This window comes from Phenylobacterium sp. (assembly GCF_016793285.1).
Classification (GTDB): Bacteria; Pseudomonadota; Alphaproteobacteria; order Caulobacterales; family Caulobacteraceae; genus Phenylobacterium.
In genome coordinates this window covers 1-23,802 of sequence record NZ_JAEUMO010000023.1, presented here as the reverse complement: position 1 = coordinate 23,802, position 23,802 = coordinate 1, and the positions used below count along the sequence as shown (strand labels likewise).

Genomic DNA, 23,802 nt, shown 5'->3' with positions numbered 1-23,802 from the left:
GGTCAGGACGTGTCCGTCAGGCGCAAGGGGGCCGAGCCGGCGAGGAGGGCGGCGCGGCCCTTGGGGCGGCGTTCGGGGTCGAGGAGGGCCTCGGCCCTGGCGTAGCTCTTGCCGATCTTGCGCACGGCGGTCTCGACCGCGGCCTGAATGGCGGCGGCGTCGTGGTCCGGGTCGCCGGTGAGGCGCAGCGGGGTTTCCCAGTCGGGGCGTTCGTATTCGTTCCAGTCGCAGCGTTCGGGAGGGTCGCCGCGCTCTTCGCGTTCCTCGGACTCGGCGTCCGGATCGGCTTCGGCCACGGCGCGCGGGGCGGCGAAGCCGCCGCTGGCGATGCGCATCCTGAGCGCGATGGACTGGCGCACGCCGCGGCCGACGTCGCAGTGGGCGTCGACCAGGGCGAGCAGGGTCGGAGTGTCCGGGGCCGCCTCGACGGCTACGGCGATGCGGCGCACGACGCTCATGCCGAGCTCGGCGAGCTCGAACAGTTGGGCGCATGCGGCGTCGGTCGTGGACATGAACAAAAGAAGAACATACTTGCGCGGGCCCGTCAACTCTCCCGTTCTCCGCGCGGTGAAAGGACTGGAGCGGGGAGCGCCTGCGGGCGCAGGTCAGGTGCGCGGCCCGAGGCTCTGGCGGATGCCGCGGGCGTCGTAGACGTCGGCGCCACGGGGCCGCTCGCCGCGGCCCATCAGCACCTCGATGGTGCTGGAGACGGCCGGGCCGCCCCCCAGGCTCATGCCGCCCGAACTGACGCCGACGCCGACCCCGCTGCGGCGGCCGAAGCTGCCGCCGCCGATGCCGAAGCTGACCTGCGGGCCGCCATCCGGCCGGCCCCTCAGGAAGCGGTCCGAGACGCGGAACCAGTCGTAGCCCTCCGCCAGCGCCAGGTCGGCGGCGCGCAGCAGCGCATAGTCGGAGACCTGCTCGGGCGGCGCCCCGGGGCCGCCGCGGAAGGTGATCCGGTAGCGGCCGGGCTCGATGCGGTACTCGCTGTAGCCGACCGCGTCGCGCCCCGGCGCGGCCGGCCGGTAGGTGGTCGGCATGGTCTCGCAGGCCGCCAGGGCGGCGGCCGCGAGGCTGATCAGAACGAGGCGCTTCATGGTCTGGCGTCCTAGCGGAAAGACAAATCCCTTCCGACGGTTATACGCCGAAACGGACGACGTGGCCGCGCCGTTCCGTTCAGCCGAGGCCAAGCGCCGCAGCCAGCGCCGCCATGTCGGCCGGACGCGGCGCCTCGACGCGCTTGCGACCGCCCGCCGGGTGCGGGAACGTCAGCGCCGCCGCGTGCAGCATCAGCCGTGGCACGGCGCACCCGCCCACCACCAGCGCGCCGCCGTAGCGCGGGTCGCCCGCGATCGGCCGTCCGATGGCGGCCATGTGGACGCGAAGCTGGTGCATCCGCCCCGTCTCGGGATCGAGTTCGACCAGCGCCGCGCCGGCGCCGACGGCCAGCGTCCGGTAGCGCGAAGCCGCCGTCTCGGCGTCCGGGTGGTCGGGTTCGCAGACCCGCATGTAGGCCTCGCGCCCCTCCTCCACGCGCCGCAGCGGCAACGCGATGCGCCCGCCCCGGGGCTCCGGCGCGCCGGGGGCGACGATCGCGTGGTAGGTCTTGGAGAACTTTCGCGCCATCAAGGCCTTGCCGAGGAAACCTGCGGCAGGCTTGGTCTTGGCGGTGAGGATCACGCCCGAGGTGTCGCGGTCCAGCCGGTGGATCAGCCGCGGCCGCGCCTTCCCCGGCTTCGCGAACGCCCAGAGCAGTTCGTCCAGCGTATGCGCCTGCCCGCGCCCGCCCTGGCTGGACAGCCCCGCCGGCTTGGCGAGCGCCAGCACCTCGGCGTCCTCGTAGAGGACCAGGCCGCGCACGAACGCGACCTCCTCGACGCTGAGGTCTATCGGAACGGGAGCCTTCACCCCCCTCCTCTAGCGGAGCACGCCCCGCTTCGTCATCGTCCGCGCGAACCAGATGAAGCCGGCGCAGATCGCGCAGATGACCGCGGGGAAGATCGGGTCCAGCCCGCGCGCGGCGCTGTAGGCGAAGCTTCCCAGCGCCCCCAGGATCGAGACCGCAAAGGCGTGGAACGCCCACTTCGAGCGCAGGAGCAGCAGCACCGCCCCCAGCGCCGAACCCCACACGCCGACCGCCCAGACCCCGTGCATCCAGCCGGGATAGGTCGCCAGCAGCGCCTTCTGCGCCGCGGTCATGTAGCTGTCGGGCGCCACGTGGCTCATCGTGTAGTCGAACGCGCCGAAACCGTTCCAGAGCAGGCTGATCGCCGCCACCAGCCAGAACCACCACGGCGTCCTGGCCCCGGGCGCATCCACGGTCGTCATCGTCGTCCCTCCCCAGGGGATGTTGTGCGGGCAGCCTAGGCCGCGCCGTCACATCGAACAATGTGCTGCGAAATCAGCCCTCGCGGCCCCGGCGCAGGGCCGCCCAGCGCTCCAGCCGCTCCTTGATCCGCGCCTCGTTCCCGTCGCCACGCGGCTTGTAGAACTGGCGGCGTTCCATCTCGTCGGGGAAGTAGTCCTGGCCCGAGAAGCCCTCGGGCGCGTCGTGGTCGTAGGCGTAGCCCTTGCCGTACCCCAGATCCTTCATGAGCCGCGTGGGCGCGTTCAGGATGTGCCTGGGCGGCATCAGCGAGCCGGTCTCCTTCGCGGCCTTCATGGCGGCGCCGAAGGCCAGGTAGACGGCGTTGGACTTGGGCGCGCAGGCGAGGTGGACGGTCAACTGCGCCAGCGCGATCTCGCCCTCGGGCGAACCCAGGAAGTCGTAGGTGTCCTTGGCGGCGTTCGCGAGGATGAGCGCCGTCGGGTCGGCCTCGCCGATGTCCTCCGCCGCCGCGCGGATCAGGCGGCGCGCCACGAACAGCGGGTCCTCGCCGCCCGCCAGCATGCGCGCCAGCCAGTAGAGCGCCGCGTCCGGGTCCGACCCGCGGATCGACTTGTGCAGCGCCGAGATGAGGTTGTAGTGCTCCTCTCGGTCCTTGTCGTAGGCGGGGCTGCGCTTCTGCAGGATCGTGCCCAGCTCCCGCGTCGTCAGCGGCCTGGCCGTGCCGATGTTGAAGAGCGTCTCGGCGAGGGTCAGCAGATAGCGCCCGTCGCCGTCGGCCAGCGCGGCCAGCGCCGCCCGGGCCTCGGGCTCCAGCGGCAGCGCGCGGCCCTCGTGCGCCTCGGCCTTCGCCAGCAACCGTTCCAGCGCCTCGTCGTCCAGCCGCTTCAGCACGAACACCTGCGAGCGCGACAGCAGCGCCCCGTTCAGCTCGAACGACGGGTTCTCGGTCGTGGCCCCGACGAGGGTGACGATCCCCTCCTCCACGAAGGGCAGGAAGCCGTCCTGCTGGGCGCGGTTGAAGCGATGGATCTCGTCGACGAACAGCAGCGTCGCCTGGCCGGCCGAGCGCCGCACGCGGGCCTGCTCGAACGCCTTCTTCAGGTCCGCCACGCCGGAGAAGACCGCCGAGAGCTGCTGGAACTCGTAGCCGGCCTCCTTCGCCAGCAGGCGCGCGATGGTGGTCTTGCCGGTGCCGGGCGGGCCCCAGAGGATCATCGACGACAGCCGCCGGGCCTCGGCCATCCGCCGGATCGGCCCCTCGGGGCCCAGCAGATGATCCTGGCCCACCACCTCGTCCAGCTTCTGCGGCCGCAGGCGGTCGGCGAGCGGCGACGGCTGCGCCGGTGTCAGACCCGCAGCTTCGAAGAGGTCGGCCATGGCGCCGGCTTAGCAGATGCCGCTCAGCTCCGGAACGTGCCCGTGATCGTCTGCCCGTTCCGCTCCAGCGTGATGCGCCACACGGGCGAGGCCTGCGAGAGCGCCGCGGCCAGGTCGCGCACCGCACCGATCTTCTGGCCGTTCACCTCGCGCACGATGTCGCCGGGACGCAGTCCCGCCCCGCGCGCCAGCCCGCCGCCGATCCCGGTGACGAGCACGCCCGGGCCGGTGAAGGCGTCGATGCCGAGCTCGGTGGCGACGGCGGGGCTCAGGTTCACCACCGTGGCGCTGTCGAACGGGTTGCGGCCGCTCAGGGTGCGTTCGTCGCGGGGCGGCGTCGCCGGCGGCGGCTCGGCGCGCAGCGTCAGGGCCTCGTCCCTGCCGTTGGCGCGGCGGACCAGCAGCGGGATGGTGTCGCCCGGCTTGTGGGTGTTGACGAGGTAGCTCAGCGCCGGCGCGTCGACGATCCGCTGGCCGTCGGCCTGCAGCACCACGTCGCCCTGGCGCAGGCCCGCGCGCGCCGCCGCGCCGCCGGGCCAGAGATCGGCCACCATGGCGCCCTGCGGCAGGGCCAGCCCCAGGCTCCTGGCCATCTCGGAGGTCACGCTCTGCGTGCGCGCGCCGAACCAGGGCCGCACCACCCGCTGGCCGCCGCCGACGGCGGTGTCGACCACACGGCGCACCACGGCTGCGGGGATCGCGAAGCCCACGCCCGAGGACGTGCCCGATCGCGAGAGGATGAAGCTGTTCACGCCGATCAGCTCGCCGTCCATGTCCACCAGCGCGCCGCCCGAGTTGCCGGGATTGATGGCCGCATCGGTCTGGATGTAGGCGCTGCCGGCCTCGCCGGACGGATCGGTCGTGCGGTTGAGCGCCGAGACAATGCCGTTGGTCACGGTCTGGCCGACGCCGAAGGGGTCGCCGATGGCCAGCACCAGGTCGCCCACCTGGGTGTCGGACGTCTCGTCCAGCCGCAGGGTCGGCAGGCGCTCGGCGCCCACGTCGATCTTCAGGATCGCGAGGTCGGTGCGCGGGTCGGCCAGCAGGATGCGGGCGGGGAACTCGCGCCGGTCGTTGAGCGCGACGGTGATCTCCTGCCCGCCCTCGACCACATGGTTGTTGGTGACGACGATGCCGTCGGGCCGCACGATCACGCCCGAGCCCAGCGACTGGGCCACCCGGTTCTGCGGCACGCCCAGGCCGAAGAGCTGCCAGAACGGGTCGGTCTGCTGGCGCACCATCCGCTTGGCCGAGATGTTGACCACCGCCGGCGCGGTGCGCCGCACGATCGGGGCGAACGACGACTTCATGGCCACCGCGCTTTCCGGCGGGACGCGGCCGTCGAGCGGCTGGGCGTGGACGGCCGAAGCGGCCAGCGAGAGCGCGAGGACGGGGATCAGCAGGCGTGACGCGGGCAAGGGAGTCTCCGGCGAAGGCGGCTGAGGCTAAGGACGTTTCCGGCGCAATGATGGCGAAGCCGCCGCGCTTCGTCAGGCGGCTTTCGGCCGGTCGCCTATCGTGAAGGCGATGAGGGTGGCCACGGCCATCAGCAGCGAGCCCACCAGGAGCGCGCCGCCCGAGAAGCCGCCGGGCTGCGAGAGCGTCTGGGCGTAGACCTGGGTGAAGGCCAGCGGGCCGACCAGCGCGGCCAGGGCCTGCAGGCCGCCCAGCGCGCCTTGCAGGCGGCCCTGTTGCGTCGCGTCGACCAGGTTGGTCTGAAGGGCGCGCAGCGGCGGGCCGCACAGGTTGCCGAGGCACATCGGGATGCAGGCCAGGGCGAACAGCAGGCCGGTGCTCGCCAGGGCCAGCCCCGCAAAGCCGACGGCGCAGAGCGCCAGGCCCGCGATCAGCGCCGCCTGCTCGCCGGCGCGCTTCGCCGCAAGCGGCGCGATCACGCCCATGACGAGGATGTTGCCGGCCGCGAAGACCGTCAGCAGCAGGCCCGCCGCGGCCGCGTCCCAGCCGTAGCGGTGGTCGACGTAGAGCACGAACAGCGTGTTGGCCGACGTGCCGCCCAGCGCCACCAGCGTCATGATGACCGCCAGCTTCGGGAGGCCGGGCGTCCGCAGGATGCCGAAGGCGGCGAACGGGTTGATCGTCCGCACCTCGCCCCGCTTGTCGGGCGGCAGCGACTCCGGCAGCACGAAGAAGCCGTAGAGCGCCATGAGGCCGGCCACGCCCGCCGCCACCCAGAACGGCGCGCGCGGGCTGATCTCGCCCAGCACGCCGCCGGCGGCCGGCCCCAGGATCATCCCCGCGCCGTAGACCGCAGCGAAGACGCCGAAGCGGGCGGCGCGCTGCCCGGGCGCGGTGATGTCGGCGAGGTAGGCCGAGGCGGTGGCGAAGTTGCCCGCCGTGAAGCCGGAGATCAGCCGCCCGAGGAAGAGCCAGACCAGGTTGGGCGCCACCGCCATCACCACCAGGTCCGCGGCGAACCCGAAGGCGGAGGCGACGAGCACCGGGCGGCGTCCGAAGCGGTCCGACAGCGCGCCCAGGACCGGCGCGGCGAAGAAGTTGGCCGCGGCCCACGCGGCGGCGATGATCCCGAACGCCCGCGCCGCAGCGGCGTCGTCGCCCCCCTCGAGCTGCAGCACCAGGCGCGGCAGGACTGGGAAGATCAGCCCGAACGAGAGCGCCTCCAGGAAGATCGTCGCCAGGATGAATCCGAAGGCCGCCCGTCGCGACGCGGCCACGGCGCTACTCCGCCGGCTGGGGGGCCGGCGCGGACGCGCGGGCCGCGGCGAAGGCCAGGAACAGCGCGGCCGCCAGCAGGCCGGACGCCAGGTAGATCGGCAGGCCCGGCGGATGGCCGCCCCTGAGGGCCCAGGCGAAGGCCTCGCCGAACAGCGCCGGGCCCATGATGGAGCCGATGCCCATCAGGCTCTGGTTCGCGCCCTGCAGTTGCCCCTGCTCGTGCGGCTGCACGCGGCGGGTCATCAGGCCCTGCAGCCCCGGCATGATGAAGCCCGTGAGCGCGAAGACCGGCGCCGCCAGCAGGTAGACCCAGCCGACGTCGGCCCAGCCGTACCAGGCGAAGCCGAACGCGCCGGCGGCGAGCCCCAGCAGGAGCATCCGCCGCTCGCCGATCCGCGCCACCGTGGGTCCGACCAGGAACATCGAGACGATCACCCCCAGCACGCCGGTCAGCAGGAAGGTCAGCCCCAGCGTGCGCGAGTCCCAGCCATAGCGGTAGGTCGTGTAGAGCACGAAGACCGTGGGCAGCACCGTATGGGCGAACTGGAAGAGGAAGCCCACGCCCGCCAGCGGCAACAGGCCCAGCCGCGACCCGAGCAGCCGCAGCGAGCCCAGCGGATTGGCCCGCCTCCAGTCGAACCTGGTCGCGCGCTTCTCGGGCGGCAGCGATTCCGGCAGCACGAAGAGGCCGTAGAGCCAGTTGACCGCCGTCAGGCCGGCCGCCGCCAGGAACGGCACGCGCAGGTCGCCCTGGCCCAGGAAGCCGCCGATCGTTGGGCCCATGATGAAGCCGAACGAGAAGGCCGAGCCCATCCAGCCGAACACCTTGGCGCGCCGCTCGGGCGGGGTGACGTCGGCGAGGTAGGCGCTGGCGGTCGAGAAGCTGGCCGCCGTCGCGCCGTTCAGGATGCGGCCCAGCAGGAGCCACCAGAGCGTCGGCGCGAACGCCATGAACAGGAAGTCCGCCGCCAGTCCGAACAGCGACAGGAGCAGCACCGGACGGCGGCCGATCCGGTCCGACAGCATGCCCAGGAGCGGGCCGCAGAAGAACTGCATGATCCCCCAGGTGACGGCGAACACGACCGTCCACTCCGAGGCCGCGGCCGTGTCGCCGCCCGCCAGTTCGCGCACCAGTTGCGGCAGGATCGGGATCATGATCCCGAACGAGACCGCGTTCATCAGCGCGAGCGCGAAGATGAAGCCGAAGCCGGCCTGCCGGCCCCCGGAAGGCGTCGCGGGCGTCGTCACGGCGTCGGTCATGCGGGGGCTCCGGTGGCGCGGGGCGCACGGGCCATGACCGCGATCGCGATGCAGACGGCGACGGCGTGCAGGCCCGCCGCGAGGAAGAAGGCCGAGCCGGGAACCTGCGGATGTCCGGGCGTCACGAACCAGGCGTAGGTGAATCCGAAGACCGCGGGCGCCACGATCCCCGCCAGGCCCGCGGCGCTGGCGTTGGCGCCTTGCAGGCGGCCCTGTTCCGAAGCGGCCACCCGCCGGGTGACGAGCCCCTGGAAGCCCGGGCCGAAGAGGCCGATCAGCCCGAACACCGGCGTCCCGGCCAGGAAGAGCCAGCCGGTCGGCGCCATGCCGTAGATCGCGAAGCCCAGCCCGCCGAAGGTGAGCCCCGCCAGCACCGCGCCCCACTCGCCGATCTTCGCCACCACCGGCTTCACCAGAACCCCCTGCACGACGATGTTGCAGATCCCCGTCAGCGCCAGGGCATAGCCGGTCATGTCCGGCGTCCAGCCGTAGCGGTTCGAGGCGTAGAGCACGAAGATCGTCGGCAGCACATAGTGCGCGGTCTGGAGCAGCAGGTTCATCGTCGAAAGCGCCAGCACCTCGCGGCGTTGCGCGAGGAACCTCAGCGACCCGACGGGGTTGGCCTTCTTCCAGTCGAAGGCCGCGCGGTTCTCGGGCTTCAGCGACTCGGGCAGCACGAAGAAGCCGTAGACCACCCCCAGCAAGGTCAGCGCGCCGGCGCCGACGAACGGCGCGCGCAGACCCCAGTTGTGCGCCAGGAAGCCGCCGATGGCGGGGCCGACGATGAAGCCGACGCCCCAGGCGGCGCCGATCAGCCCGAAGGTCTGCGCGCGTTTCTCGGGCGCCGTGACGTCGGCGATGTAGGCGTTGGCGGCGCCCATTCCCCCGGCGGTCAGCCCGGCGACGATCCGGGTGGCCACCAGCCACCAGAGGTTCGGCGCGACCACCATGACGAGGTAGTCCAGCGCCAGCCCGAACAGCGAGATCAGGAGCACCGGCCGGCGCCCGAATCGGTCGGACAGCGCCCCCAGCACCGGCGCGGCGATGAACTGCGACGCCGCCCAGAGCGTGGACAGCACGCCGTTCCAGCGCGCGGCCGAGCCCGCGTCGCCACCCTGGAACTGCTGCACGAGCGGCGCGTAGACCGGGATGATCACCCCCAGCGACAGCACGTCGAGCCACACGCTGACCAGCACGAAGCCGACGGCGGCGCGCCCGCCCGCGAACGCGCGAAGGCCGCGCTCACCCGCGCCTGCCGGACGACCTTCGGACATCGTTTCTCCCCTCGCCGCGCAGGATGAAACAAAGCAAGAACTGGCGCAACTGCGTTATCTGGTCACGCGACCGCCGAGCGATCGGATCTGGGACTGCCAGTACTCCGCCAGCCTCGCCAGCAGGACCGCGTCGGGGAAGCGGTGCCGCGCGGCGCTCCCGGCCGGAACCTGGTCGAAGCCGCGATGCTCGATGCTGACGCGGGTCTCCTCGCCCACCGCCTCGAACCGCACCTCGACCTCGGTGTGAAGATCGAGCGGGAAGTTGGCCTGCCGCCAAGAGAAAACGAGCCGGCCTGGCGGCTCCCAGGCGCGGATGCGGCCGATCTCGAACACCTTGCCGCCGGCCCGCGTCTCGATCAGGCGCCCCTCGGGCCCGGGCTCGAACGAGAGCGTCCCCGGCCGCGGCGTCGTCTCGAACAGCGGGCTTGCCCGCCACCATTCGCCGATCTCGTCGGTGAAGGCCGCGAACGCCCGCTCGGGCGTCGCCTTCACGCGGAGCGCGACGTAGACCTTGGAGGTCATTCCGCGCGCGCGCCTTTGGCGTCCTTCTCGAGGTGGGCCTTGAACGCCAGGAGCTGGGCGCTCCAGAGCCGCTCGCTCTCCTCCAGCCAGCGCAGCAGGTGGACCATCGGTTCGGGCCTCAGGGCGTAGATGCGCACGCGCGCGTCGAACTCGGGGTGCGACTCCTCCACGAGCCCGCTGGCGCGCAGGGTCTTCAGGTGGCGGCTCATGGCCGGCGCGGAGATGCCGGTCTCCCGCGCCAGTTCGCCCGCGGCGCGCGGCTTCTCCGCCAGCAGATCGACGACGCGCCGCCGGGTCGGGTCGGCCAGGGCGGCGAGCGTCCGGTCGACGGCATAGGCGGCCCCGGCCATCAGACCCACCCCGTGATCTTGAGCCCCGTGGCCGCCTCGGCCTCCTCGCGGCTGACGGCCTGCACCGCCTGCGAGACGGTCCAGATGTGGCCTTCGGGGTCGCGGCAGCGATAGGTGCTGTCGCCGTAGAACTGCAATTCGGGCTCGGCCAGGATCTCCATCCCCGCCGCCCGGGCGCGCTCGCAGTGGGCCCGGATGTCGGTGTCGATGCCGATCGCCACCGACTGCGTGACCTTGCCCCCGATCGAGGCCGGGCTCCTGTAGTCGTCGCTCCACTCGTAGCCGACCATGATGGCGGCGTTGCCGAAGCGCATCTCGGAGTGGACGAGGTTCCCCTCGCCGTCCTCGATCAGCATGAAGAGCTCGAAGCCGAACGCGGCCTCCAGGAATTTCAGCGCCGCCTTCGGGTCGCGATAGACGACCGCCGACATCAGGGCGCCACGCCAGTCCGCCATGCTCAGGCGCCTTCCAGCGAGGTGCTGATCTTCAGGCCCGAAGCCTGCTCCATCTCCTCGCCCGAGACCACGCGCACCGCCTGGCTGAAGTTCCAGATGTGCCCCTCGGGGTCCATCGCGCGGTAGGTGCGGTCGCCGTAGAACTGGTCCTCGGGCTCGGCGGTGATCCGCGCGCCGGCCGCCCGGGCCCGCTCGCAGTGCGCGTCGAGGCCCTCGGGCAAGGCGATCCGCAGGAACTGCGTCCCCGCCCCGCCCAGGCTCGCCGGCGCCATCATCTGCGCACCGCCCAGTTGCGGCCCGGCCCACTCGCCGCCCACGCTGATCGCCGAGTTCAGGAAGCTCATCTCGGAATGCCCGACATTGCCCTGAGCATCGGTGAGCAGCACCGTCAGCTCGAACCCGAACGCCTGCTCCAGCCACTTCAGCGCGGCGATGGGGTCCTTGTAGAAGACACACGGCACGACAGCGGGGCGCTCGCTCACGGCGATCTCCTTGCTCTATACGACAATATTTAACACATATCGCAACTATATGGTCAAGCGTATGGCCCTCACGGTGCGACGAGCCCCTTCGCGATGTCGGCGATCGTCCCGTCGTTCGGCCGCGGCGACACGCGCACCAGCTTCGCGAGCAGCGGGTAGACGCTGACGTTGTTGAAGTCCGGCAGGCGGACGCCCGCCCGGAAGGCGGGACCGTGCGCGATGAAGATCGCCGCCATCTCGGCGGACGCCGGATCGAACCCGTGCGCGCCACGCTCGGGCTTCGAGGGCCTGTAGTCGCGGGTGGTCAGCGCCCAGCCCGTCTCGGCCAGGCAGAAGTACGGCGCGACGCGCGGGTTGCGGCCATAGCGGAAGCGCCCGGGGATCTCCGCCTTGCGCCAGCACTGGTAGTGGTCGTGCGGCCGGATCAGCGCCGCGTCCACCTCGGCCTCGTGGCCGGCCGCCGGATAGATCGTCATGAACGCGCCGCCGGCCAGCGACCGGTACGCCGTCTTCGGCAGGACGTCGTCCATGTAGGCCTTGCGATCGTCCGACAGCGCCGCCATCCCGTGATCCGCGACCACCACGATGTTGGCGTCCCGCCCCCTCGCCTTCAGGCCCTCGAGCAGCCGCCCGATCTCGACGTCGACCCCAGCGACCGCGGCGTTCACCTCCGCCGACTCCGGCCCGTAGTCGTGGCCCGCTGTATCCACCGTGTCGAAGTAGAGCGTCACGAACCGCGGCCGCTTCGCCGGCGGCAGGTCGAGCCAGTTCAGCACCTGATCCACCCGCGCCGCGTTGGGCGTGTCCATGTCGAACTTCACCCAGTATCGCGGCCGCACGCCGCGGATCGGCGCCTCGACGCCCGGCCAGAAGTAGGGCGCGGTCGGGATGCCGGCCGTCTCGGCCGTCACCCAGATCGGCTCTGCCTGATCCCACCAGCGGCGGTCCCGCACCGCATCGCGGTTCGACATCTTGAAGGTCACGCCCGGGATGGCGGGATCCTCCATGTTGTTCTCGACGATGCCGTTCCGGTCGGGCCGCAGCCCGGTGACCAGCGTGTAGTGGTTCGGGAACGTCTTGGACGGGAACGACGGCCGCATCGCGCCGCGCACCCCCTCCTCCGCCAGGCGCGACAGAACCGGCGTGATCCCACGATCCAGATAGTCCGCGCGGAAGCCGTCGATGGAGATGAGGATCGTGACGGGACGCTCCGCGGCCCAGGCGGGCGCCCCGGCGGCGATGAGCACGGCGACGAGACAGGCGAGCAATCGTCTCAAGCGTCGGCTCCCCTCGCTCCCGCGCGTGTCTACCCTGCCAGCACCGCCTCGCGGAAGACAGTGTCGGCGGCCGCCAGCATCTCGCGCGACGCAGCCTGCCGGCGGATGAGCCCGGTCGCCTCGGCCCACGCCAACTCGCCGGTGATGAAGGCGTCCAGGTCGGCGAGCCGCGGCCCCTCGCCCAACTCGTTGGTCCGCGCCTTGGCGACCATCAACTCGTCGATCCGACCGCGGAGCGGGCCATCCACGACGCCCCCGTCCAGCAGTTGCGGCAACGCCATCGGCGGGACCGCGCGGTGCTTGCGCACCCACGCCAGCGCCGCGGCCGCGCGGATCACATAGAAGTACTTCTTGAGGCGCACGCCCTCGCGCCCCTCGAACTCGCGCCGCCAGGCGCCGCGGAGCAGGCCATAGTAGTGGCGCACCGCCGCGTCGGCGTCGCCATAGCGGGCCGCCAGCGCCCGCATCCGCTCGGCCGTCTCGCCGACCTCGCTATAGACCAGCGGCGAGCGTAGCCACTCCACGACCACGGCGTTGCCGCGGCAGAGCAGCTGCAGCGCCTTGCGGATATCCCAGCCGTTGACGTCCCAGAGCCCCTCGATGGGGCGCTCGATCACGTCCCGAACGGGGCTCAGGCGCAGGTAGTCGTCGATCGGCCGCACGTAGATGAAGCGCACGTCGTAGTCGCTGTCGGGCGACGGAAAGCCCCAGGCGCGGCTGCCCGACTCGACGGCGGCCACGATGCGGACGCCGTCTTCGCGCGCAATCGCATCCAGCCGCCGCACGGCGTCGGCGCGAACATCGGAGCTCAGGGGCGGCACGGTCATCGCCGCCGTGTGCGGCCGCATCGGCCAAAATGCAAGACGCCCCGGAAGCGGGCTTCCGGGGCGTCTCGATCGGTTATGGGCCGAAGCTCAGTCTTCGGCGCCGAAGCCCTGCTCGGCGGTCGGGCCGGAGTCCTTGCCCTTCTCGGCCGGATCGCGGTCGACGAATTCGATCACGGCCATGGCCGCGTTGTCGCCGTGGCGGAAGCCCGCCTTCAGGACGCGGATGTAGCCGCCGTTGCGGTCCTTGTAGCGCGGACCCAGGACCGAGAAGAGCTTGCCGACCTGCTCCACGTCGCGGACCTGGCTGATCGCCTGACGGCGAGCGTGCAGGTCGCCGCGCTTGGCGAGCGTGACCAGCTTCTCGACGACGGGACGCAGTTCCTTGGCCTTCGGCAGCGTCGTGACGATCTGCTCGTGCTTGATGAGGCTGGCCGACATGTTCGCGAACATGGCGGTGCGGTGGGCGGTCGTGCGACCCAGTTTGCGGTGGGCTTTGCCGTGACGCATCTCGATATCTCCTGGGCTCTGCGGCCCGCCTGACGCCCGATGGATGGACGTCGCCTGATCAAGTCCCGGCCTGGCTCCCGCCCGGGTCAGTACGAAGCGCCGAGGCCCTCCACCGCTGTTGCGGCTTCGTCGGGCCCGGGCCGCCGAGGCGGCCCCGGAGTCGGCGCGAAGGGTCCTACATCTGGTCTTCGAACTTCTTCGCGAGTTCCTCGATGTTCTCCGGCGGCCAGTTCGGCACGTCCATGCCGAGGTGGAGGCCCATCCCGGCGAGAACTTCCTTGATCTCGTTCAGCGACTTGCGGCCGAAGTTCGGGGTGCGCAGCATCTCCGCCTCGGTCTTCTGGATCAGGTCGCCGATGTAGACGATGTTGTCGTTCTTCAGGCAGTTGGCCGAGCGGACCGACAGCTCGAGCTCGTCGACCTTCTTCAGCAGCGCCGGGTTGAACGGCAGTTCCGGCTTGGCCTCGCCTTCGACCTTCTTCTTCGGCTCTTCGAAGGTGATGAAGATCTGAAGCTGGTCCTGGAGGATGCGGGCGGCGTAGGCCACCGCGTCGACGGGGCTCACCGCGCCGTTGGTCTCCACTTCCATGATCAGCTTGTCGTAGTCGAGCGACTGGCCCTGGCGGGTCGGCTCGACGCGGTAGGCGACGCGCTTGACCGGCGAGTAGAGGGCGTCGACGGCGATCAGGCCGATCGGGGCGTCCTCGGGACGGTTCAGGTCGGCGGCGACGTAGCCCTTGCCGGTGTTGACCGTGAACTCCATCCGCACGTTGGCGCCGTCGTCCAGCGTGCAGAGCACGTGGTCGGGGTTCAGGATCTCGATGTCCGACGGCGCTTCGATCTGGCCGGCGGTGACCGGGCCCGGGCCGGTGGCGCGAAGCGTCATGCGCTTCGGCCCCTCGGCGTGCATGCGCAGCGCCAGTTGCTTGATGTTGAGGACGATGTCGACGACGTCCTCACGCACGCCTTCCAGCGAGGAGAACTCGTGGACCACGCCGTCGATCTGCACCGCGGTCACGGCCGCGCCCTGCAGGGAGGAGAGAAGCACGCGGCGCAGGCTGTTGCCGAGCGTCACGCCGAACCCGCGCTCGAGGGGCTCGGCCACCAGACGCGCCTTGCGGCTTGCGTCGGCGCCGGTCTCGATTTGCGGCTTCTCGGGACGGATTAGTTCATTCCAGTTTCGTTCGATCACGGGTGTCCCTCGAAAACGCAGGATCGCCGGCCGCAATTCGCACGGCCGGCGTCAGGGAATTGTAGCTCTGACGGCTAGACGCGCCGGCGCTTGGGCGGGCGGCAGCCGTTGTGCGGAATGGGCGTCACATCCCGGATAGTGGTGATCGTCATACCCACCGCCTGCAGGGCGCGGAGCGCGGACTCGCGGCCCGAGCCGGGGCCCGAGACGTTGACTTCCAGCGTGCGCACGCCGTGTTCGGCGGCCTTGCGGCCGGCGTCTTCCGCCGCCATCTGCGCGGCGTAGGGCGTCGACTTACGCGAACCCTTGAAGCCCATCAGGCCGGCGCTGGACCAGGAGATCGTGTTCCCCTGGGCGTCGGTGATGGTCACCATGGTGTTGTTGAACGAGGCGTTCACGTGCGCCACGCCCGACGTGATGTTCTTGCGCTCGCGACGTTTGACGCGCGCAGGTTCCTTGGCCATCGGCTTGACGCTCTCTTACTTCTTCTTGCCGGCGATCGGCTTGGCCGGACCCTTGCGGGTGCGGGCGTTGGTGTGCGTGCGCTGGCCGCGGACCGGCAGGCCCTTGCGGTGACGCAGGCCGCGGTAGCAGGCCAGGTCCATCAGGCGCTTGATGTTGACCGCCGTGTCGCGGCGCAGGTCGCCTTCGACCATGTAGTCGCGGTCGATCGTCTCGCGGATCTGCAGGACTTCCTGGTCGGTCAACTGGTTCACGCGGCGCGCGTCCTCGATGCCGACCTTGCTGACGATCTCGCGGGCCTTCGCCGCGCCGATGCCATGGATGTACTGCAGCGCGATCACGACGCGCTTGTTCGTGGGAATGTTGACGCCAGCGATACGGGCCACGTGAGGCAATCTCCTAGGATCACGCAAGAGAAGCGCGAACGGCGCCCCGACCCTCAACACCCACAGGCGTCGGCCGGCGCGTCTTTCGCGCTCTTTCGCGGAAGCGCTTCGTTATATGGATCGGCACGTCCCCGTCAATGCCGGAAACGCGGAATTGTGAACGAAATCCTGCGCGCGCAAGGCCGAGCCTAACCCGCGCCGTCCGTACATGCGGCCGCCGAAGCAGCCCCGGCGACACGCGAAAGGAAAGCACGACACAGGCGAAGGCGCAACGGACGCACTGGCGCGCCCTGCCCCGCTGGCCCACGCTGCCCGGGAAGAGTCGCGGACGGACGGCAAGGAGGGCGGAATGCGGGTGCTGCTCACCGGCGCGACCGGCCTGATCGGCTCGGCGGTGCTGGCGCGGCTTCAGGCCGATGGCCACGAAGTCTGGGCGGTGGCGCGACGGCCGGGGCCCGCCACGGCGCGGCTCTCGCCCGCCCGCTGGATCACCCTGGACGTGGGCCGCGCCGTCAGGCCGGCGGACTGGGCGCCGTTCCTCGACGGCGTGGGCGCCGTGGTGAACTGCGCGGGCGTGCTGCAGGACAGCGGCGCCGACTCCACGACCGGCGTGCATCGCGACGGGCCGGCGGCGCTGTTCGCAGCCTGCGAGGCCGCCGGCGTGCGCCGCGTGGTGCAGGTCTCGGCGATGGGCGCCGGGCGACAGGACGCCACAGCCTTCGCCCGCAGCAAGGCCGAGGGCGACGCGCGCCTTGCCGCGTGCGACCTCGACTGGGTGATCCTGCACCCCGCCGTGGTGGTGGGTCGGGCGGCCTATGGCGGCAGCGCGCTGATGCGGGCGCTGGCGGCGCTGCCCTGGCTGCCGGAGGTGCGGGACGCGGGGCCGGTGCAGTTCGTCCAGGTGGACGACGTAGCCGCCACGGCAGCCTGGGCGCTGCGGGACGGCGCGCCGAGCCGCATGACCCTGGAACTCGCCGCGCGCGAGCCGCTGACCTTCGGCGAGGCGGTGGCGACCTACCGCCGCTGGCTGGGCCACCCGCCGGCCGGACGGGCGCCGGGCGGGTTCCTCATGCCGCTCGCGTTCCGGCTGGGCGACGCGGCCGGCCTGCTGGGCTGGCGGCCGCCGATCCGCAGCACCGCGCGGCGCGAGCTGGCCCACGGCGTGGCGGGCGATCCCTCGCGCTGGATGGCGCTGACCGGCATCGCGCCCCGGACGCTCGGCCAGGCGCTCGCCGCCGAGCCGGCGTCGGTGCAGGAGCGCTGGTTCGCCAACCTCTACCTGATGAAAGCGGGCGTGCTGGCGATCCTCGCCCTCTTCTGGATCGCCACGGGCGCGATCACGCTCGGCCCGGGCCTCGCGGCCGGCCGGCAGATGCTGGCGGACGCCGGGGCCGGCGCGCTCGCCGCACCGCTCGCGGTGGGCGGCGGCGTTGCGGACATCCTGATCGGCGCCGGCATCGCCGCGCGGCGGACCGCCCGGGCAGCGATCTGGACCGCGCTCGCGCTCGCGCTGGCCTACCTCGCCGCCGGGACCCTGCTCGCGCCCCAGCTCTGGGCCGAGCCGCTGGGCCCCCTGACCAAGATCCTCCCGATCGTGGCCCTGCACCTCGTCGCGCTGGCGATCCTGGAGGACCGATGAGCGCCGACATCGTCTTCAAGCTGGCCCACGTGATCGGCGCGGCCGTGCTGCTGGGGACCGGCGCAGGCATCGCCTTCTTCATGCTCATGGCGCACCGGACCGGCGACCCGCGCACGATCGCCGCGGTGGCGCGCATCGTGGTCATCGCCGACTACGTCTTCACCGCCAGCGCCGTGATCGCGCAGCCGATCACCGGGCTCCTGCTGGCCAACGCCCGCGGCTATCCGCTCGACACCGGCTGGATCGTGGCCTCGGTCGGCCTCTACCTCTGGACCGGCGTCTGGTGGCTGCCGGTGATCTGGATGCAGTCCAGGATGCGGGCGCTGGCGCAGGCCGCCGCCGATGCCGGCGAGCCTCTGCCCGCCCGCTACCACAAGCTCTTCCGCCTCTGGTTCGCGTTCGGCTTCCCGGCCTTCGCGGCCGTCATCGCCATCTTCTGGCTGATGATCGCCAGACCCCGGCTCGGGGTCTGGTTCTTGTCCTAGCGCTTGGCGTCGAGTGCCGCGTCGATGCCGCCGGCGACGGCGTCGATCGCGCCCATGCCGTCGACTTCCACCAGCTTGCCCTGGCCCTGGTAGTAGGGCAGCAGCGGCGCGGTCTGGGTGTTGTAGGCGTTGAGCCGGATCACGAAGCTCTCGGGATTGTCGTCCGGGCGGCCGCTCTCGGCGAACCGGCCGGCGATGCGACGCTTCAGCGCCTCGTCGTCGACCTTCAGGCGCAGCACCAGGTCGATCTGGCTGCCGCGTCCCTTCAGCATCTTGTCCAGGGCCTCGGCTTGCGGGAGCGTCCGCGGGAAGCCGTCGAAGATGGCGCCGCCGGCCGCCTCGGCCTCGGGCAACCGGCTCTCGATCAGTTCGATGACGATCTCGTCCGAGACGAGGTCGCCGCGCTGCATGATCCCCTCGACGCGCTTGCCGAGGTCGGAGCCCGACGCGATGGCGGCGCGCAGCATGTCGCCCGTCGAGAGCTGCACCATGTTGCGGCCTTCGACCAGGCGCTTGGCCTGGGTGCCCTTCCCCGCCGCCGGCGGTCCGAACAGGATCAGGTTCATATCAGCTCCCCACACTCTCGGACGAGGCGCTCTTGGTGGCGCCGTGCCCCAGCGTCAGCAAAGACTTGTCGGACGATCGGATCGCGGGCCGCCCCTAGTTGCGGCCCCGGCCCCGCAGCTTCGACTTCTTGATCAGGCCCTCGTACTGGTGGGCCAGAAGATGCGACTGGATCTGGGCCACCGTGTCCATCGTGACGCTGACCACGATCAGAAGCGACGTGCCGCCCAGATAGAACTGCTGGGTCCCCAGCGCGCCGATCAGGATCTCAGGCAGCAGGCAGACGGCGGCGATATACGCCGCGCCGATCACCGTCAGGCGGGTCAGCACGTAGTCCAGATACTCGGCCGTGCGCTTGCCGGGGCGGATGCCCGGCAGGAAGCCGCCGTACTTGCGCAGGTTCTCCGCGGTGTCCTCGGGGTTGAACACGACCGAGGTGTAGAAGAAGCAGAAGAACACGATCAGCAGGCCGTACAGGACCACGAACAGCGGCTGGCCGTGCTGGAGCTGGCCCACCGCGAACGGCAGCCATTGCAGCCATTCCGGCAGGTCCGCCGTGACGGCGAAGCCCATGGCCGTCGCCGGCAGCAGCAGCAGCGAGCTGGCGAAGATCGGCGGGATCACGCCCGAGGTGTTGATCTTGAGCGGCAGGAAGCTGGTGTCGCCGCCGAACATGCGGTTGCCCACCTGGCGCTTCGGATACTGGACCAGCAGACGGCGCTGCGAGCGCTCCATGAAGACGATGGCCATGGTCACCGCGACGGCGAGGACCACGATCACGATCAGCACGCCGGCCGTCATCGAGCCGGTGCGGGTGAGTTCCAGCGCCTGGACCACGTACTGCGGCAGCACCGCGACGATGCCGGCGAAGATGATCAGCGAGATGCCGTTGCCCACGCCGCGGCTGGTGATCTGCTCGCCCAGCCACATCAGGAACATCGTGCCGCCCGTGAGCGTCACGACAGTGGAGACGATGAAGAACAGGCCGGGGTTCTCGACCAGGCCGGGGCTCTGCGACAGGCCGACGGCGATCGACAGGCTCTGGAAGACGGCCAGCACCACGGTCAGGTAGCGGGTGTACTGGTTGAGCGTCTTGCGCCCCGCCTCGCCGCCTTCCTTCCGCAGCTTCTCCCACGGCGGATACACCGTGCCGAGCAACTGCACGATGATCGACGCCGAGATGTAGGGCATCACGTTCAGGGCGAAGATGGCCATCCGCTGGACGGCGCCGCCCGAGAACATGTTGAACATCCCCAGGATGCCCTGGGCCTGGCCCGAGAACGCCTCCTGGAACGCCACCGGGTCGATGCCCGGGATCGGGATGTAGGTCCCGAGGCGATAGACCACCATCGCCCAGAGAGTGAACCAGATGCGCTTGTGGAGCTCCGTCGCCTTTGCGAAGGCGTCGAAGTTCAGATTGGCGGCAAGCTGTTCAGCAGCCGATGCCATGCAGCAAATCCCCTGACTCGGTGGTCGTGCTCAGATAGGACGGCCCGCTCCCGATGGCGAGAGCGGGGATGTCACAGTCTGGCTCAGGCTTCCGCCGCGGCCGCTTCCGGCTTGGTGGTGGTCAGGGAGCCGCCGGCCTTTTCCACGGCCGCGCGGGCCGAGGCGGTGGCCGAATAGACGGTCAGGGTGAGCTTCGACTTCAGCGCGCCCTCGCCCAGCAGCTTCACGCCGTCCTTCTCGCGACGGATCACGCCGGCGGCCACCAGGGCCGCGGCGTCGATGGCCTGCTTCGCGTCGAGCTTGCCGGCTTCGATCGCCTGCTCGATGCGCCACAGGTTCACTTCGGCGAAGTCCTTGCGGTTGCGGCTGTTGAAGCCGCGCTTCGGCATGCGCATGTGCAGCGGCATCTGGCCGCCTTCGAAGCCGTAGACCGACACGCCCGAGCGCGCCTTCTGGCCCTTCACGCCGCGACCGGCGGTCTTGCCCTTGCCCGAGCCCGGGCCGCGGCCGACGCGCATGCGGCCCTTGGTGGAGCCGTCCTTCGGAGCGAGTTCGTTCAGTTTCGTCATGTGCCTCTCCTTGGAGATCTGGCGCCGGAGGAGGCCTCCGACTCGGCGTTGAAACGGTCGACGCTAGAAACGCCGATGGGCGAGGCTCGCGCCCCGCCCGTCTGGTCGCGTGCCTATGGCACGAACCGGATGGCTATTCCACCACCTCGACGAGGTGATGGACCTTGGCGATCATGCCGCGCACCGAGGGGGTGTCCTCGAGCGTCGACGTGCGGCCCAGGCGGTTGAGGCCCAGGCCCACGAGCGTGGCGCGCTGGTCGTTCTTCCGGCGGATCGGGCTGCCGATCTGGCGAACGGTGATCTTGGCTTCAGACTTGGGGGCCATGTGACTTAACCTTCCGCGTCCGCGGCGGCCGCAGCCGCCGAAGCGCCGTCGGCGCGGCGGCCGATCACGTCCGAGACCTTCTTGCCGCGCTTCGCCGCCACCTGGCGGGGCGAGGACTGGGCCTTCAGCGCCTCGAACGTCGCGCGCACCATGTTGTAGGGGTTGGACGAGCCGACCGACTTGCCGACCACGTCCTGGACGCCCAGGGTTTCGAGCACCGCGCGCATCGGACCGCCGGCGATGACGCCGGTGCCGGGAGGCGCCGCGCGGACCATCACCTTGCCGGCGCCCCAACGGCCGTTGCCGTCGTGGTGCAGCGTGCGGGATTCGCGCAGCGGGACGCGGATCATCGACTTCTTGGCTTCTTCGGTCGCCTTGCGGATGGCTTCCGGCACTTCACGCGCCTTGCCGTGACCGTAACCGACGCGGCCCTTCTGGTCGCCCACCACCATCAGGGCGGCGAACGAGAACCGGCGGCCGCCCTTCACGGTGGCCGCGACGCGGTTGATGTGTACCAGCTTCTCGACGATCTCGTTGTCGCGCTCTTCTTCGTTCGAGCGGTTGCGACGATCGCCGCGCTGTTCGTCTCTGCGAGCCATGATCGTTCCTTAGAAATTCAGGCCGGCTTCACGAGCCGCGTCGGCCAGGGCCTTCACCCGGCCGTGGTACAGATAGCCGCCACGGTCGAAGACGACGTCCTTGACGCCCTTTTCGATCGCGCGCTGGGCCACGAGGGCGCCGACCTTGGCGGCCGCGTCCTTGTCGGAGCCCCTGGTCTTGCCCTTCCCGCCTTCCAGCGAGGAAGCGGCCGCGAGCGTCACGCCGGCGGCATCGTCGATGACCTGGGCGTAGATGTTCTTGGCCGAACGGAAGATCGACAGGCGCGGGCGACCGTTCGCCACCTTCTTGAGGTGGGTGCGGACGCGCTGGGCGCGGCGGATGGTTGCGTTGCGGGGAGAAAGGGCCATGGCCTACTTCTTCTTGCCTTCCTTGCGCCGGACCGTCTCGCCCTGGTAGCGCACGCCCTTGCCCTTGTAGGGCTCCGGCGGACGGATACGGCGGATCCGGGCGGCGATTTCGCCGACCACTTGCTTGTCGATGCCCGAGATCTTGATCTCGGTCTGCTTCGGCACGGCGAACGTGACGCCCGCGGGCGGCGGGATGTCGACGTCGTGGCTGAAGCCGAGCTGCATGGAGAGCGCGGAGCCCTTCATGGCGGCGCGATAGCCGACGCCGACCAGCTCGAGCGTGCGCTCGTAGCCGGCGGTGACGCCCACGACCATGTTGTTCACCAGCGTGCGGGAGAGGCCCCACATCGCCTGCGCGCGGGTGGTGTCCTCGCGCTTGGTGAGGAGGAGTTCGCCGCCCTCCTGCCTGACTTCGATCTCCTCGGCGACCGTCCAGGCGAGCTGGCCCTTGGGCCCCTTCACCGTGACCGTCTGGCCGTCGAGGGTCACCGTCACGCCGGACGGAACGGCGACCGCCTTCTTTCCGATACGGGACATCCTAGTAGACCCTGCAGAGCACTTCGCCGCCCACGTTGGCCTCGCGGGCCGCGGTGTCCGACATGACGCCCTTCGGCGTCGACAGGATCGAGATCCCGAGACCGTTCTTCACGGGCTTCAGGTCCTTGATCGACGAATAGACGCGACGGCCCGGCTTCGACACGCGGGCGATCTCCACGATCACCGGGGCGCCGTCGAAGTACTTGAGCTCGATCTCGAACTCGGGGAACGCGCCGGGCTTCTCCACCAGGTGGTAGCCGCGGATGTAACCCTCGTCGAGGAGCACATCGAGCAGGCGCGAACGCATCTTCGACGCGGGCGTCGAGAGCTTGTTGCGGCCGCGGGCGGCGGCGTTCTTGATGCGGGCGATCAGATCGCCGATGGGGTCGTTGACCATCTGTGATCCTCCCTTACCAGCTCGACTTGACGAGGCCGGGGATGAGGCCGGCGGATCCGAGCTCGCGCAGCGAAATCCGGCTCATCTTCAGCTTGCGATAGTACGCCCGCGGACGACCGGTCACTTCGCAGCGGTTGCGGATCCGGGTCTTGGACGAGTTGCGCGGAAGCTCGGCCAGCTTGAGGCGGGCTTCGAAACGCTCTTCGGGGGCGAGCTTGGCGTCGTTGGCCGTCGCCTTCAGCGCAGCGCGCTTCGCGGCGTAGGTCTTCACCAGCTTCTTGACCCGCTCGTTGCGGTTGACGGCGCTTTTCTTTGCCATGTGTCTGTTCCTTCCCGGCCGCTACGCTTGCGCTTGGACGAACGGGAACTGGAATTCCCTGAGAAGCTCGCGGGCTTCGTCATCGGTCTTCGCAGTGGTGGTGACGATGATGTCCATGCCCCAGATCTGGTCGATCTGGTCGTAGTTGATCTCCGGGAACACGATGTGTTCCTTGAGGCCCATCGCGTAGTTGCCGCGGCCGTCGAAGGACGTGGGCTTCAGGCCCCGGAAGTCCTTCACGCGCGGCAGGGCGATCGTGATCAGACGGTCGAGGAACTCGTACATCTGATCCTTGCGCAGCGTGACCTTGCAGCCGACCGTCATGCCTTCGCGAAGCTTGAACGTCGCGATCGACAGGCGCGCCTTCGTGGCCACCGGCTTCTGGCCGGCGATCTTCGCCAGGTCCGCCATCGCCGAATTGATCTTCTTGGAGTCGGCGACAGCTTCGCCCACGCCCATGTTGATCACGATCTTCTCGATCTTCGGGATCTGCATCTCGTTGGTATAGCCGAACTTTTCCTTCAGCTTCCCACGGATGCGCTGGCGGTACTCGGTCTTGAGCCGCGGTTCGTAAGCTTGATCAGCCATTGATCACCTCGCCCGTCGTCTTGGCGATACGGACCTTCTTGTCGCCTTCGACCTTGAAGCCGACGCGGGTCGGCTTGCCCTTCGAATCGACGACGGCCACGTTCGACAGGTGGATCGACGCTTCCTTGTTCTTGATGCCGCCCTGCGGATCGAACTGGGTCGGGCGGGTGTGGCGCTGAACCATGTTCAGGCCTTCCACGACGACGCGCTCGTCCTTGGGCAGGACCTTCAGGACGGCGCCCTGACGGCCCTTGTCCTTGCCGGCGAGGACCACGACGCGGTCCCCCTTCTTGATCTTCGCGGCCATCACAGCACCTCGGGCGCGAGCGAAATGATCTTCATGTGGTTCTTGGCGCGCAGTTCGCGGGGAACCGGGCCGAAGATCCGCGTGCCGATCGGCTCGGATTGCTTGTTCACGATCACGGCCGCGTTCTTGTCGAAGCGGATGACCGAACCGTCCTTGCGCTTGATGGCCTGGCTGGTGCGCACGACGATGGCCTGCAGCACATCGCCCTTCTTCACGCGGCCGCGCGGGATCGCCTCCTTCACGGAGACGACGATCTTGTCG

The 23,802-nt window shown here is 70.3% G+C and carries 33 protein-coding genes; 2 read left to right on the top strand and 31 right to left on the bottom strand.

Annotation, left to right across the window (positions count from 1 at the left end; all coding sequences use genetic code 11):
* Nucleotides 1–2: 2 nt before the first annotated feature.
* From JNL41_RS02905 to rpsM, 19 genes are all read right to left on the bottom strand, one after another.
* Nucleotides 3–512, bottom strand: coding sequence for a hypothetical protein (locus JNL41_RS02905; protein ID WP_293472770.1), 510 nt, complete (start codon nt 510–512; stop codon nt 3–5).
* A 93-nt stretch (nt 513–605) separates the two neighbouring features.
* Nucleotides 606–1,097 carry a hypothetical protein gene (locus tag JNL41_RS02900; protein ID WP_293472769.1) on the bottom strand — a complete coding sequence of 164 codons (492 nt, stop codon included), beginning with the start codon at nt 1,095–1,097 and terminating at the stop codon, nt 606–608.
* A 79-nt stretch (nt 1,098–1,176) separates the two neighbouring features.
* Nucleotides 1,177–1,908 carry an RluA family pseudouridine synthase gene (locus JNL41_RS02895; protein ID WP_293472768.1) on the bottom strand — a complete coding sequence of 244 codons (732 nt, stop codon included), beginning with the start codon at nt 1,906–1,908 and terminating at the stop codon, nt 1,177–1,179.
* A gap of 9 nt (nt 1,909–1,917) precedes the next feature.
* Entirely contained in the window at nt 1,918–2,328 is a 411-nt protein-coding gene (locus tag JNL41_RS02890; protein ID WP_293472767.1) for a hypothetical protein, read from the bottom strand.
* 73 nt (nt 2,329–2,401) lie between these two features.
* Nucleotides 2,402–3,706, bottom strand: a complete 1,305-nt coding sequence (locus JNL41_RS02885) for a replication-associated recombination protein A (RefSeq protein WP_293472766.1) — start codon at nt 3,704–3,706, stop codon at nt 2,402–2,404.
* A gap of 23 nt (nt 3,707–3,729) precedes the next feature.
* Nucleotides 3,730–5,124 carry a trypsin-like peptidase domain-containing protein gene (locus JNL41_RS02880; protein WP_293472765.1) on the bottom strand — a complete coding sequence of 465 codons (1,395 nt, stop codon included), beginning with the start codon at nt 5,122–5,124 and terminating at the stop codon, nt 3,730–3,732.
* Nucleotides 5,125–5,196: 72 nt separating this feature from the next.
* On the bottom strand, nt 5,197–6,399 hold the full coding sequence (locus JNL41_RS02875) for an MFS transporter (RefSeq protein ID WP_293472764.1): 1,203 nt from the start codon (nt 6,397–6,399) through the stop codon (nt 5,197–5,199).
* A 4-nt stretch (nt 6,400–6,403) separates the two neighbouring features.
* A complete protein-coding gene (locus tag JNL41_RS02870; RefSeq protein ID WP_293472763.1) occupies nt 6,404–7,660 on the bottom strand; it encodes a TCR/Tet family MFS transporter in 1,257 nt (418 codons plus the stop codon).
* Nucleotides 7,657–8,934 (bottom strand): TCR/Tet family MFS transporter, encoded by a 1,278-nt coding sequence (locus JNL41_RS02865; RefSeq protein WP_293472762.1) that lies wholly within the window; start codon nt 8,932–8,934, stop codon nt 7,657–7,659. The genes JNL41_RS02870 and JNL41_RS02865 overlap by 4 nt, the downstream gene beginning before the upstream one ends.
* A 54-nt stretch (nt 8,935–8,988) precedes the next feature.
* Nucleotides 8,989–9,456, bottom strand: coding sequence for an SRPBCC domain-containing protein (locus tag JNL41_RS02860; protein ID WP_293472761.1), 468 nt, complete (start codon nt 9,454–9,456; stop codon nt 8,989–8,991).
* Complete coding sequence (locus JNL41_RS02855; RefSeq protein WP_293472760.1) at nt 9,453–9,806, bottom strand: metalloregulator ArsR/SmtB family transcription factor; 354 nt, start codon at nt 9,804–9,806, stop codon at nt 9,453–9,455. Before JNL41_RS02855 ends, JNL41_RS02860 begins: the two co-directional genes overlap by 4 nt.
* Nucleotides 9,806–10,261: a VOC family protein gene (locus JNL41_RS02850; protein WP_293472759.1), complete on the bottom strand. Its 456-nt coding sequence runs from the start codon at nt 10,259–10,261 to the stop codon at nt 9,806–9,808. The genes JNL41_RS02855 and JNL41_RS02850 overlap by 1 nt, the downstream gene beginning before the upstream one ends.
* A gap of 2 nt (nt 10,262–10,263) precedes the next feature.
* Nucleotides 10,264–10,743: a VOC family protein gene (locus tag JNL41_RS02845; RefSeq protein ID WP_293472758.1), complete on the bottom strand. Its 480-nt coding sequence runs from the start codon at nt 10,741–10,743 to the stop codon at nt 10,264–10,266.
* Between the two features lie 68 nt (nt 10,744–10,811).
* On the bottom strand, nt 10,812–12,020 hold the full coding sequence (locus JNL41_RS02840) for an alkaline phosphatase family protein (RefSeq protein WP_293472757.1): 1,209 nt from the start codon (nt 12,018–12,020) through the stop codon (nt 10,812–10,814).
* A 29-nt stretch (nt 12,021–12,049) separates the two neighbouring features.
* Nucleotides 12,050–12,868 (bottom strand): nucleotidyltransferase domain-containing protein, encoded by an 819-nt coding sequence (locus tag JNL41_RS02835; protein ID WP_293472756.1) that lies wholly within the window; start codon nt 12,866–12,868, stop codon nt 12,050–12,052.
* Between the two features lie 66 nt (nt 12,869–12,934).
* Entirely contained in the window at nt 12,935–13,354 is a 420-nt protein-coding gene (gene rplQ, locus JNL41_RS02830) for a 50S ribosomal protein L17 (RefSeq protein WP_293472755.1), read from the bottom strand.
* 175 nt (nt 13,355–13,529) lie between these two features.
* Nucleotides 13,530–14,546: a DNA-directed RNA polymerase subunit alpha gene (locus tag JNL41_RS02825; protein WP_293472754.1), complete on the bottom strand. Its 1,017-nt coding sequence runs from the start codon at nt 14,544–14,546 to the stop codon at nt 13,530–13,532.
* A 74-nt stretch (nt 14,547–14,620) separates the two neighbouring features.
* Nucleotides 14,621–15,010, bottom strand: a complete 390-nt coding sequence (gene rpsK, locus JNL41_RS02820) for a 30S ribosomal protein S11 (protein ID WP_012521811.1) — start codon at nt 15,008–15,010, stop codon at nt 14,621–14,623.
* Nucleotides 15,011–15,025: 15 nt separating this feature from the next.
* Nucleotides 15,026–15,394, bottom strand: coding sequence for a 30S ribosomal protein S13 (rpsM, locus tag JNL41_RS02815; RefSeq protein ID WP_293472753.1), 369 nt, complete (start codon nt 15,392–15,394; stop codon nt 15,026–15,028).
* Nucleotides 15,395–15,743: 349 nt separating this feature from the next.
* Here rpsM and JNL41_RS02810 point away from each other — a divergent pair, with 349 nt between their 5' ends.
* Both JNL41_RS02810 and JNL41_RS02805 read left to right on the top strand, forming a co-directional pair.
* Entirely contained in the window at nt 15,744–17,033 is a 1,290-nt protein-coding gene (locus JNL41_RS02810; RefSeq protein WP_293472752.1) for a DoxX-like family protein, read from the top strand.
* Nucleotides 17,030–17,518, top strand: a complete 489-nt coding sequence (locus JNL41_RS02805; RefSeq protein ID WP_293472751.1) for a DUF2269 domain-containing protein — start codon at nt 17,030–17,032, stop codon at nt 17,516–17,518. The genes JNL41_RS02810 and JNL41_RS02805 overlap by 4 nt, the downstream gene beginning before the upstream one ends.
* On the opposite strand, the gene JNL41_RS02800 is transcribed toward JNL41_RS02805, so the two are convergent.
* From JNL41_RS02800 to rplN, 12 genes are all read right to left on the bottom strand, one after another.
* The gene (locus tag JNL41_RS02800; RefSeq protein WP_293472750.1) at nt 17,515–18,084 is read right to left on the bottom strand and encodes an adenylate kinase; all 570 of its coding nucleotides are present in this window, start codon (nt 18,082–18,084) and stop codon (nt 17,515–17,517) included. The genes JNL41_RS02805 and JNL41_RS02800 overlap by 4 nt on opposite strands.
* Before the next feature lie 94 nt (nt 18,085–18,178).
* Nucleotides 18,179–19,531, bottom strand: coding sequence for a preprotein translocase subunit SecY (gene secY / locus JNL41_RS02795; RefSeq protein WP_293472749.1), 1,353 nt, complete (start codon nt 19,529–19,531; stop codon nt 18,179–18,181).
* 83 nt (nt 19,532–19,614) lie between these two features.
* A complete protein-coding gene (gene rplO, locus JNL41_RS02790; RefSeq protein WP_293472748.1) occupies nt 19,615–20,100 on the bottom strand; it encodes a 50S ribosomal protein L15 in 486 nt (161 codons plus the stop codon).
* A 133-nt stretch (nt 20,101–20,233) separates the two neighbouring features.
* Entirely contained in the window at nt 20,234–20,425 is a 192-nt protein-coding gene (gene rpmD / locus JNL41_RS02785; RefSeq protein WP_293472747.1) for a 50S ribosomal protein L30, read from the bottom strand.
* Between the two features lie 5 nt (nt 20,426–20,430).
* Complete coding sequence (gene rpsE, locus JNL41_RS02780) at nt 20,431–21,024, bottom strand: 30S ribosomal protein S5 (RefSeq protein ID WP_293472746.1); 594 nt, start codon at nt 21,022–21,024, stop codon at nt 20,431–20,433.
* 9 nt (nt 21,025–21,033) lie between these two features.
* Nucleotides 21,034–21,393 (bottom strand): 50S ribosomal protein L18, encoded by a 360-nt coding sequence (rplR, locus tag JNL41_RS02775; RefSeq protein WP_293472745.1) that lies wholly within the window; start codon nt 21,391–21,393, stop codon nt 21,034–21,036.
* 3 nt (nt 21,394–21,396) lie between these two features.
* Nucleotides 21,397–21,930, bottom strand: a complete 534-nt coding sequence (gene rplF / locus JNL41_RS02770; RefSeq protein WP_293472744.1) for a 50S ribosomal protein L6 — start codon at nt 21,928–21,930, stop codon at nt 21,397–21,399.
* Nucleotide 21,931: 1 nt separating this feature from the next.
* Nucleotides 21,932–22,327, bottom strand: a complete 396-nt coding sequence (gene rpsH, locus JNL41_RS02765; RefSeq protein ID WP_293472743.1) for a 30S ribosomal protein S8 — start codon at nt 22,325–22,327, stop codon at nt 21,932–21,934.
* Between the two features lie 13 nt (nt 22,328–22,340).
* The gene (gene rpsN / locus JNL41_RS02760) at nt 22,341–22,646 is read right to left on the bottom strand and encodes a 30S ribosomal protein S14 (protein ID WP_293472742.1); all 306 of its coding nucleotides are present in this window, start codon (nt 22,644–22,646) and stop codon (nt 22,341–22,343) included.
* 21 nt (nt 22,647–22,667) lie between these two features.
* On the bottom strand, nt 22,668–23,234 hold the full coding sequence (gene rplE / locus JNL41_RS02755; protein WP_293472741.1) for a 50S ribosomal protein L5: 567 nt from the start codon (nt 23,232–23,234) through the stop codon (nt 22,668–22,670).
* On the bottom strand, nt 23,227–23,541 hold the full coding sequence (gene rplX, locus JNL41_RS02750; protein ID WP_293472740.1) for a 50S ribosomal protein L24: 315 nt from the start codon (nt 23,539–23,541) through the stop codon (nt 23,227–23,229). The genes rplE and rplX overlap by 8 nt, the downstream gene beginning before the upstream one ends.
* The coding region (rplN, locus tag JNL41_RS02745; RefSeq protein ID WP_293472739.1) for a 50S ribosomal protein L14 at nt 23,541–23,802 on the bottom strand (262 nt) is incomplete at its 5' end. The genes rplX and rplN, both read right to left, overlap by 1 nt.